The organism is Pseudovibrio sp. POLY-S9 (assembly GCF_001431305.1).
Taxonomy (GTDB): Bacteria; Pseudomonadota; Alphaproteobacteria; order Rhizobiales; family Stappiaceae; genus Pseudovibrio.
Genome location: NZ_LCWX01000122.1, coordinates 79,363 through 89,236 on the forward strand (window position 1 = coordinate 79,363; position 9,874 = coordinate 89,236).

Sequence of the window (9,874 nt, forward strand, 5' to 3'; positions counted from 1 at the left end):
CTCCCGGTTCCGCCCTCTGCTAAACAGAGTAAATCCCCTAAGCCAGCCGCCAAACACTATCACGGTCATCGTGCACGCTTGCGCGAAAGATTTGAGGAAACAGGCCTGGACGGCCTCCAGTCCTATGAATTGCTAGAGATGCTCCTCTTCTCCTCCATCAAACAGGGCGACACCAAACCACTGGCAAAAGCGCTGCTGGCTCAGTTCGGCTCCTTCGCGCAAGTTCTTGCAGCTCCAAAACAACGGCTGGAAGAGGTTCCCGGTTGCGGGCCACGCACAGCAAGTTTTATCAAAGAAATGCAGGCCGCATCCATTCTCTACGCTAAAGCACAGGTTGTAGAGCGCGACCCCCTCTCCTCCTGGAGCAAAGTTCTGGAATACGTTCGCGCAGCTATGGCGCACAACGATAAAGAAGAATTCCGCATCCTGTTTCTGGACAAAAAGAACCGCCTCATCGCAGATGAAGTCCAGCAGACCGGAACAGTTGACCACACGCCCGTTTATCCGCGCGAAGTTACAAAACGGGCATTGGAATTGTCAGCCTGCGCAGTCATTCTAGTCCACAACCACCCTTCAGGCGACCCAACACCATCCCGTCAAGATATTGAAATGACGACGAAAATTTCAAACACACTGGAACCACTAGGCATAGTTCTGCACGATCACATCATCATAGCCGGCTCAGGTCACGTCAGTTTCAGAGGCCTTCAACTCATCTAAGCTATCCCCAACAGCAGAACTCCATTCACATAAATTTCCCAAGTGATCGATAAAACGCGTCGGTTGTACAGGCTCACTCAAGCAAAATCTCGGAACATAAGCATGGGCAAGTGCGTTTTCGCATACAATCAAGAGTTTTAAAGGCAGCATGAGTAAATTGCCGATGGCGGGACAACCGAGTTCGAAAACTCCCATGACTTCAGCAGTCTTGGGCAGTACTTTCGGCAATACGATTACACGAGGAAAAAAAATCGGAGCTCGCATGATGGCTCTGTTGATCCTGTGTGTTGTAGCTGCAGCTTTGGCTGTTGGGTATCTGGCGTTCTACTGGTCAACCCAGCGTGCGCTCGATTTCGAGGTCGATAAAGAAATTCGCCTCGTACAGAGCAACCTCAAAGTTTTCCGCAATGGGCTCGCAAATGAAGCAGAGCGCATCGCCATCTCTAACAAGGCATATGCTTCGGTCCTGTCAGAAGAAACCAACATCCTGCTGGATGAGGATCTGACACCGACCCCAAGCACCCGCGGTGATCGGGATATCTTCGTCATCCTCAACAAGGATATGAAGCCGCTCTACACCTACCGCCGCGATCTGCCATGGCACAGCGAAGTCTTTGAAGATCAGCTCCGCGGCCAGCTTGATGCCACACTGTCTGAATTGGAAACACGGGCCAACACGAAGCAAACGCAGTTCCGTGTACCTGAACCACTGCGCAGCCATGCCCCTCTGGCGTTAAGTTTGCGCGATGTTGTTCTGGTTGATGGCGCAATCGGCCTCGCCACTGTCGCAGCAATCACTCCGTCAACAGCACCGCCAAAAGGTATGCCAACAGTTGCCGGTTATCTGCTTTGGGTACGATCACTGGACATCCGGTCCATCAGATCTTTTGAGGAATCAACGGGCTTGTCGGAAATGTTCATCACCACGAACAAGCCAAAAGCCGACTTCCAGCGTGTATCCCTGCCATTGCTCCGCCGCAACGGCGAGATCATCGCCAATCTGAGCTGGAAAACCACCGCAGCCTCTGGCGCGATCTACACCAACTCATCACCGTATTTTCTGGGAACCATCATCGCTATCTTGCTGATGACAATTCTCATTCTGCTCCGCTACATCAAGATGACAGACCGCATCTTGCAAAATGAAGCAGATGCGACACATGCAGCACTCCATGACGCCTTGTGTGGCCTGCCCAACAGGACATGGTTTGAGATTTTTGCAGCTGACGTGCTGCGACGCGACCGGCAAAAGCAACGTATTACCGGCATCGTATTTCTGGATCTGGACCACTTCAAACAGATCAACGACAGCTTGGGCCACTCCATCGGCGATGAAGTCATCAAACTCGTCGCCGAGCGCCTGAAAGTGTCGATCAACATGGAAGACCGGGTCGCGCGCGTCAGTGGAGATGAGTTCCTCATCGTACTGGCGCACCGCACCAGCATGGATGAGATCATCGAAACCTGCATGTACATCGAGAAGATGCTCTCGGATGCCTTCAAGGTTGAGAAACACAAGATCCTGACTACAGCCAGCATGGGCGTCGCGCTATCTCCTGAGCATGGACACGATCTGACAGCGCTTTTGCGCCGAGCAGATATTGCACTCTATCAGGCAAAGAAACTTGGCCGTGGCCGTTATGTGCTCTTTGAAAAGGAGATGGAGGACACCCTTCAGATCTCCCGCGAAATCGAAGAGGACATCAAACGCGCGCTCAATGCCAACGAATTCCAGAACTACTACCAGCCGATCATGGACAACACCGGCAAGAACATTCTGGCAGCCGAGGCCCTCATTCGCTGGAACCATCCGAAAAAAGGTCTTTTGCCACCAGCTGCATTTCTGCCGGTAGCTGAAGAATCCATGCTCATCAATCGTATTGGTGAGTGGGTGCTGGAGAACGCGATCAAGGATGGCTCAACGCTGAATGACGTCACCATGTGCGTGAACGTCTCTCCAACCCAGCTACGTCATCCGGAATTCCCTGAGCTGGTCAACACATTGCTGGAAAAGTACCAGCTGGAACCTAACCGCCTGGAACTGGAAGTTACCGAAGATGTTCTCATCAACTACTCAGAAACAGTGGTTGAAGTCATTGAGCGCCTTCGTAATCTCGGCGTAAAAATTGCGCTGGATGATTTCGGAACTGGCTTCTCATCTCTCAGCTACTTGCGCCGCGATCTGTTCGACAAAATCAAGATCGATCGTTCCTTCATCAATGGTGCGGTGACTGATGCCAAAGCCAGAGAAATTCTGGCAAGCTCAATCACGCTGGGGCTCCGTCTTGGCATGGATGTGTGTGTTGAAGGCGTGGAAGAAGAAGAGCAGAAAGAACTGCTGCTCACCATGGATTGCCCAATGATGCAGGGTTATCTGTTCTCCCGCCCAATCCCACTTGGCAAGTTCCGTCTATGGCGCGATGACAGGGATGAAGAAGTGGAACAAAAGCCACGCAAAATCAGAGTGGGCGCAGCAGAATAATCTGCGCCCTTCCCAAGCGGTTAGTATCTCAATTTAGTTTTCAGAAAAACTCTTCCAGAACGCAGCAAATGTCTCGCTGGTTTCCTGCTTGAAAGCAAATGGCCGCTTGGCCGCTTCCTCCCAGCGCACACCGGAATTTTTCAGCACTGCAACACCCTGTTGCCCAAACTGCATCTTAAGCTGGTCAACAAGCCAGGCCTTCACCTGATCACGGCGTTGAACCGCGAGACCACCATCATCTTGCAGCACAGAGTGATGCCTGTCGCTGGCCTCAATCAGCTCACTAAGGCCTCTGTTGTCCATTGCACTCAGCATCAACACAGGAACCTTCCAGTCCCCTCGCTTCGCACTCAAGCTCATAGCCCCTTCCACATCCGCACGAGCACGGCTGGCAACGTCCCCCATATCAGCCTTGGTCACGCAGATAATGTCCGGCAGCTCCATGATGCCTGCCTTCATGAATTGAAGACTGTCACCAGATCCCGGTTGAATGCAAAGCACGCAGGTATCAGCCACAAGAGCCACATCTGCCTCAGATTGGCCAATACCAACACTCTCCACGATCACACGATCCATCACAGCCCGCATCAGGATCACCGCAGCAATTGCATGCTCGGAGAGCCCGCCAAGCCGGTCTCGCGCCGCCATGGAACGCACAAAAATCTTCTGATCTTCCGGATCTGTTGAAAGTCGTGTCCGGTCACCCAGCAGCGATCCACCAGTCACCTGAGAAGAGGGATCAACCGCAATCACACCAACGCTTTTATCCGCGCTGCGGTATTCCGAAATCATTGCATTTGTCAGGGTGGATTTCCCAACGCCGGGAGGTCCGGTCAGCGCGATCACGTGCGCGATTGGGTTTTGCAACGCCTCATCCAGCAAAGAGATCAACTGAGGATGCCCCTCATAACTCTCGATAGCGCTGAGCAAACGTGCAAGAGCTGGCTTGCCGCCAGCTCTCAGGTCTTCCAGATTGGCAGGAGCCGACCGAGGCCAGCTCCTCCCCTTTTTCACAAAGCCACTCACCCCTTGTTCCGCTGTGCCAGCACTGCCTGAGCAGCAGCAAGACGCGCAACAGGAACACGGAATGGAGAACAGGACACGTAGTTCAAACCAACAGTTTCGCAGAAGGCGATGGAGGCTGGATCACCCCCATGTTCTCCGCAAATACCAAGTTTGATATCAGCTTTCGTCTTACGACCATTCGTGGCTGCAAGCTTCACCAATTGGCCAACACCGTCCACATCCAGAGAAACGAACGGATCTTTCTCCATCACCTTCCGTTCCTGATACTTGCCCAGGAAGGACGCGGCATCATCACGAGAGATACCAAAGGTGGTTTGCGTCAAATCGTTGGTGCCAAAAGAGAAGAACTCGGCAGACGCGGCAATCTCTTCAGAAAGCAGCGCGGCCCGTGGCAACTCAATCATGGTGCCAACAGAGTACTCAGGCTTTTCGCCCAGCTCCTTGGCCACAACTGCAGCTGTACCGTCAATGCTCTCGCGAACAATATCCAGCTCGCTCTTCAAGCCAACCAGCGGCACCATAATTTCAGGTGCCACCTTGCGGCCATGGCGCTTGGAAACGTCTAGCGCAGCTTCAAAGATCGCCCGTGCCTGCATCTCTGCAATCTCCGGATAGGAAATCAGCAAACGGCAACCACGATTGCCGAGCATCGGATTAAACTCTTCCAGCTCTTCCGCACGCTCACGCAGCTCTTCCGGATCAATGTCCATCTGCTTGGCAACCTCAGCAATGTCCTCTTCCGTCTTAGGAAGGAATTCATGCAATGGCGGATCAAGCAAACGAATGGTGACCGGACGATCAACCATCAACTCAAAAATATCGATAAAGTCCTGACGCTGGATCGGAAGCAACTTCGCAAGCGCAGCTTTGCGTTCTTTCACCGTGTCAGACAAGATCATTTCACGCACCGCAAGGATACGTTCGCCTTCAAAGAACATGTGCTCGGTACGGCACAAACCAATACCTTCAGCTCCAAAAGAAAGCGCAACCTTCACATCAGCAGGTGTTTCTGCATTGGTGCGAATGTTCATGCGGCGAATGTTATCAGCCCATTCCATCAGTTTTTTGAAATCACCGGAAAGCTCAGGCTCCTGCATTTGGACCTTACCAGCAAGCACCTGACCATTGCCGCCATCAATAGTGATTGTATCACCCTTGCCAAAGCTGCGACCGTCAACCGTCATGGTCTCATTACGGGCATCAACACGAATGGTTCCAGCGCCAGCAACACAAGGTTTACCCATCCCGCGCGCAACAACAGCCGCGTGACTGGTCATTCCGCCACGTGTTGTCAAAATGCCTTCCGCAGCATGCATGCCGTGAATGTCTTCAGGGCTGGTCTCTGTACGAACCAGAATAACAGAGCGGCCGTTGGCCTTTTCTGTTTCAGCATCGTCAGAGTTGAACACAATCGCACCGCAGGCAGCACCGGGTGAAGCTGGCAGACCAACAGTCAGCTCATCCCGTTCGCTGGCAGGATCAATGGTCGGGTGCAGCAGCTGGTCCAGAGAAGACGGCGCAATACTCGCAACGGCTTCTTCTTTGGTGAGCAGGCCGCTTTCAGCCATATCAACCGCAATCTTCAGCGCAGCTTTCAGCGTCCGCTTGCCGTTACGGGTCTGAAGCATCCAAAGCTTGCCGTGCTCAACGGTAAACTCCAGATCCTGCATATCGCGGTAATGGGTCTCCAACCTGTCACAAACGGCCTGGAACTCCGCAAACACCTCAGGCATGGTCGCTTCAAGAGATGGTTTTTCGGAATGCGCCTCAATACGGGCTTTCTCGGTGATGTCCTGCGGCGTACGAATACCCGCAACAACATCTTCACCCTGCGCGTTGATGAGGAACTCGCCATAAAGCGCGTTTTCACCAGTGGACGGGTTACGGGTAAAGGCAACACCAGTCGCAGAGTTTTCACCTGTGTTACCAAACACCATCGCCTGCACGTTCACTGCAGTGCCCCAGTCCTCTGGGATTTCATGCAGGGCGCGGTAAGTCTTGGCCCGTGGGATCATCCAGCTCTTGAACACAGCGCCAACGGCACCCCAGAGCTGCTCTTCAGGATCCTCAGGGAAAGGACGACCAAGCTCTTCTTCAACCTTGTCCTTATAAGCCGCGACGATCTGTTTCCAGTCGTCACCGGTCAGGTCAGTATCAAGGGAGTAGTCGTGCTCGTCCTTGAAATCCTCCAGAATTTCTTCGAAGTGATCGTGGTCGACATCCAACACCACATCAGAGTACATCTGGATGAAACGACGATAGCTGTCATAAGCAAACCGGTCATCGTTTGCATCTTTGGCCAGCGCTTCAACAGTCCGGTCATTGAGACCCAGGTTCAGAACCGTATCCATCATACCCGGCATGGAAACACGGGCACCGGAACGCACAGACAACAGCAGCGGTTTGGTCGTGCTGTTGAACTTACGCTCTGTCAGCTCTTCAACAGCCGCAATGGCAGCATGAACCTGCTCCTTGAGCTCGGAAGGATACTGCTGACCTTCATCATAATAGTGCGTGCAAACTTGCGTTGTAATGGTAAAGCCGGGAGGGACAGGCAATCCTAGTCTGCTCATCTCGGCAAGGTTTGCACCCTTACCGCCCAGCAGCTCCTTCATAGAAGCATCGCCCTCGGTTTTGTTTTCTCCAAAGATGTAGACCCACTTGGTCATAACACCCCCCTTTATTGAGCGAGACGACAACCAATCTCACTTGGAATTGCACCACTGCCCACTATCTGCAATGAACAGGGTCATTATAGCAAGAGACTCAGACCTCGACCTTAGTGTTATTGCGTAAATACTTCTGAATTCTTGAGAAATATCAATATACTTACTTATCCGCAGATACTTGAAAAAATGTAGGTTCAATTGAAAGAATGTTCGGATACACTTAACAACATGCGGTGAGTTATCCGGCTGCTATAAAAACGCCATTCTTCGCTACTAACAGATTGATGCAATATTGAGTCGCAATCGGCTCTCAATGAGAGACATATATGACCCTGACAAGCTATTTTGCGCTGTTCCGCTCCAATTCTGCTTCTGCTCAGAACAATGGCCGTATGACCTATCATTCTGTTAATAAAAACAGATTTTCAAAAAGGGCCTTAATGGCCTCTGCGCTGGCGTTTGTTCTGTTGGGCTCGCCACTTGTTCCCGCTCAAAGCGCGAAGGCAAATTCCCAGTCCTTACCGGCTGCAAGCTCTCTGTCAGGAAGTTACCTGTCAGGCAGAAGCGCCCTTCTCGCTCAGGATCTGGCTGCCGCGTCCAACTATTTCACCTCAGCTCTGCAGGGTGATCCGGATAATTTTTATATTCTCGACCGCGCATTTGTCACATCACTGGCAAACGGCAATGTCGAAAAAGCACTCCCGCTGGCAAACCGCATTCTGGAAGAAGACAACGAGCACTTCCTTGCACAGCTGGCCGTTGCCGCGCAGCGCATTCATGAAGGTGACTTCACCACCGAACTGCCAGATGCCGTCACGCAAAACGTCAACCCGCTGTCCCGTCTGAGCTTTGCTCTTGTTTCAGCCTGGGTCAAAGCAGGTCAGGGTAAGACAGATGAAGCCATCGCAGATCTGACAAGCACCACCGGTGCCAAGTGGTTTGACCTCTTCATCAATTTCAACGCGGGCCTGCTGGCTGAATACAACAACAACCCGCATCAGGCCGCCGAGTTTTATAAGGCAGCCTACGAGATTGACCGCGGCGCCCTGCGCAACGCCATTTCCTACACCCGTATGCTCGCCGCGTCCGGCAGACAGCAAGAAGCGCTGGACATCGTTGCCGAATATGAGCAACTCATTCCAGAACATCCGCTCCTTGTCACACTGAGAGAGAAGATTGAGAGCGGCGAGGTTATTGAATCCGTTGCCAAGTCACCAGCTGAGGGTCTGGCGGAAGCCTTGCACGGTCTCGGCATCGCAGTCAGCAAAGAAGGCGAAGAGCTCTCCGCAAATTACCTGCAACTCGCCGCCTACCTCAATCCAAAGAACGATTCAGCTCTGATTGGTCTGGCCTCATTGTTTGAGCAGCTTGGCGACAACGAGCGCGCCATCGAGTACCTGTCAGCGGTATCAGACGGCTCCCCAATGAAACGCGAAGCTGAAATCCAGATCGCGCTTCATTACAACATTCTGGACAATCTGGAAGAAGCCCGCGCCCATCTTGAAAAGCTGGTGGAATCCGATCCGACTGACATAGAGGCCATCACCTCTTTGGGCAACGTGCTGCGCGGCCATTCTCTCTTTGAGGAAGCCGAAACCTCCTACAATCAGGGCCTGGATACCCTCAGCGAAATTCAGTCGAACCACTGGACGATCCTGTATTTCCGCGGCATCACCCGCGAACGTCAGGACAAGTGGGACGCTGCTGAAGAAGACTTCCGCGAAGCTTTGACCCTCAAGCCTGAGCAGCCAATGATCCTCAACTACCTCGGATACTCCCTAGTGGATCGTGGTCTGAAGCTGGATGAAGCCCAAAAGATGATTGAACGCGCTGTTCGCCTGCGCCCAACCGATGGGTACATCGTCGACAGTCTCGGCTGGGTTTACTATCGACTGGGTCGCTATGAAGAAGCCGCTGAAAAGCTGGAACGAGCCGTTGCTCTGCGTCCACATGACCCAATCATCAACGATCATCTGGGCGACGCATACTGGCAAGTTGGCCGCAAACTGGAAGCACGGTTCAAGTGGAACCATGCCCGCGACCTTGAGCCAGAGCCAGAAGATCTGAAGCGCATTCTCGACAAAATCGAAAACGGCATGGACGAGGCTGTTCCGGTTGGTCTGGCGAGTTCCACTGACAACAAGTAGTTCATAACACGATCATATTATGATGACTTTGGAAGATACAAAGGCAGCACGGGTTGAGGAATTAGCCCGTGCCAAGGTGAACCTTGCCCTCCACATCACCGGTCAACGGGAAGATGGCTACCACATGCTCGACAGCCTTGTGGTGTTCCCTGAAATCGGCGACCTGATCTCGGTTGAACCAGCCCCCGACCTTTCACTCCAGATCACTGGAGAGTTCTCTGCGAAGATACAGGGCGATCCTGCTGACAATCTGGTCATCAAAGCCGCAAACATGCTCGCAGAACACCTGCCCTCCGCATCAGGAGTTCAGATCGAGCTCGAAAAATCGCTCCCCGTTGCAGCAGGCATTGGTGGCGGATCCGCGGATGCAGCCGCAACTCTGCGCGCGCTCACGAGGATCTGGGGCGTGTCTCCCTCTCCGACAGACCTTGCCAAACTTGCCCTCAGCCTCGGCGCTGATGTGCCTATGTGTCTGGATGAAAAGCCTGCTCGCATTCGCGGCATCGGGGAGATCATCGAACCGCTGACAGATCTCCCATCCGGCGCAATCGTCCTGGTCAATCCATTGATTGAGGTCTCCACCCCAGCCATTTTCCACGCACTGGAAAAGAAAAACAACACCCCGTTGCCGGAAATGCCGGAAGAGTTCGAGAGCATGAAAGCCCTCGCCAACTGGCTCAAAACCTGCCGCAACGACCTACAAAAACCAGCGATCTCACAGGCACCAGAAATCTCTGAGGTCCTCGACCTTCTCGCCTCCCAGCCAGATACCCTCCTCGCCCGCATGTCCGGCTCCGGCGCCACCTGCTTTGCCCTTGTTGAAACCTTAG

General features: G+C 53.0%; 6 protein-coding genes. 4 read left to right on the forward strand and 2 right to left on the reverse strand.

The features are described 5' to 3' along the window. Positions 1-78 precede the first annotated feature (78 nt). Complete coding sequence (radC, locus tag PPL9_RS09900; RefSeq protein WP_208989297.1) at positions 79-720, forward strand: DNA repair protein RadC; 642 nt, start codon at positions 79-81, stop codon at positions 718-720. A gap of 193 nt (positions 721-913) precedes the next feature. Further along, entirely contained in the window at positions 914-3,202 is a 2,289-nt protein-coding gene (locus PPL9_RS09905; protein ID WP_208989279.1) for a bifunctional diguanylate cyclase/phosphodiesterase, read from the forward strand. Between the two features lie 33 nt (positions 3,203-3,235). Here the strand turns inward: PPL9_RS09905 and PPL9_RS09910 are convergent, their stop codons facing one another. Both PPL9_RS09910 and ppdK read right to left on the reverse strand, forming a co-directional pair. Then, complete coding sequence (locus PPL9_RS09910) at positions 3,236-4,216, reverse strand: methylmalonyl Co-A mutase-associated GTPase MeaB (RefSeq protein ID WP_208989280.1); 981 nt, start codon at positions 4,214-4,216, stop codon at positions 3,236-3,238. A gap of 8 nt (positions 4,217-4,224) precedes the next feature. After that, positions 4,225-6,897 (reverse strand): pyruvate, phosphate dikinase, encoded by a 2,673-nt coding sequence (gene ppdK / locus PPL9_RS09915; RefSeq protein ID WP_057462545.1) that lies wholly within the window; start codon positions 6,895-6,897, stop codon positions 4,225-4,227. A 326-nt stretch (positions 6,898-7,223) separates the two neighbouring features. Between ppdK and PPL9_RS09920 the strand changes: the two genes are divergently transcribed. Both PPL9_RS09920 and PPL9_RS09925 read left to right on the forward strand, forming a co-directional pair. Next, on the forward strand, positions 7,224-9,044 hold the full coding sequence (locus PPL9_RS09920) for a tetratricopeptide repeat protein (protein ID WP_057462546.1): 1,821 nt from the start codon (positions 7,224-7,226) through the stop codon (positions 9,042-9,044). A 19-nt stretch (positions 9,045-9,063) separates the two neighbouring features. Beyond that, positions 9,064-9,874: 4-(cytidine 5'-diphospho)-2-C-methyl-D-erythritol kinase (locus tag PPL9_RS09925; RefSeq protein ID WP_208989281.1), on the forward strand; the 811-nt coding region annotated here is incomplete at its 3' end.

What these genes read in the sequence shown, in the direction of transcription:
- PPL9_RS09920 (WP_057462546.1), top strand. Translation starts at nt 7,224, where the DNA reads ATGACCCTGACAAGCTATTTTGCGCTGTTCCGCTCCAATTCTGCTTCT.
- ppdK (WP_057462545.1), bottom strand. Translation starts at nt 6,897, where the DNA reads ATGACCAAGTGGGTCTACATCTTTGGAGAAAACAAAACCGAGGGCGAT.
- PPL9_RS09905 (WP_208989279.1), top strand. Translation starts at nt 914, where the DNA reads ATGACTTCAGCAGTCTTGGGCAGTACTTTCGGCAATACGATTACACGA.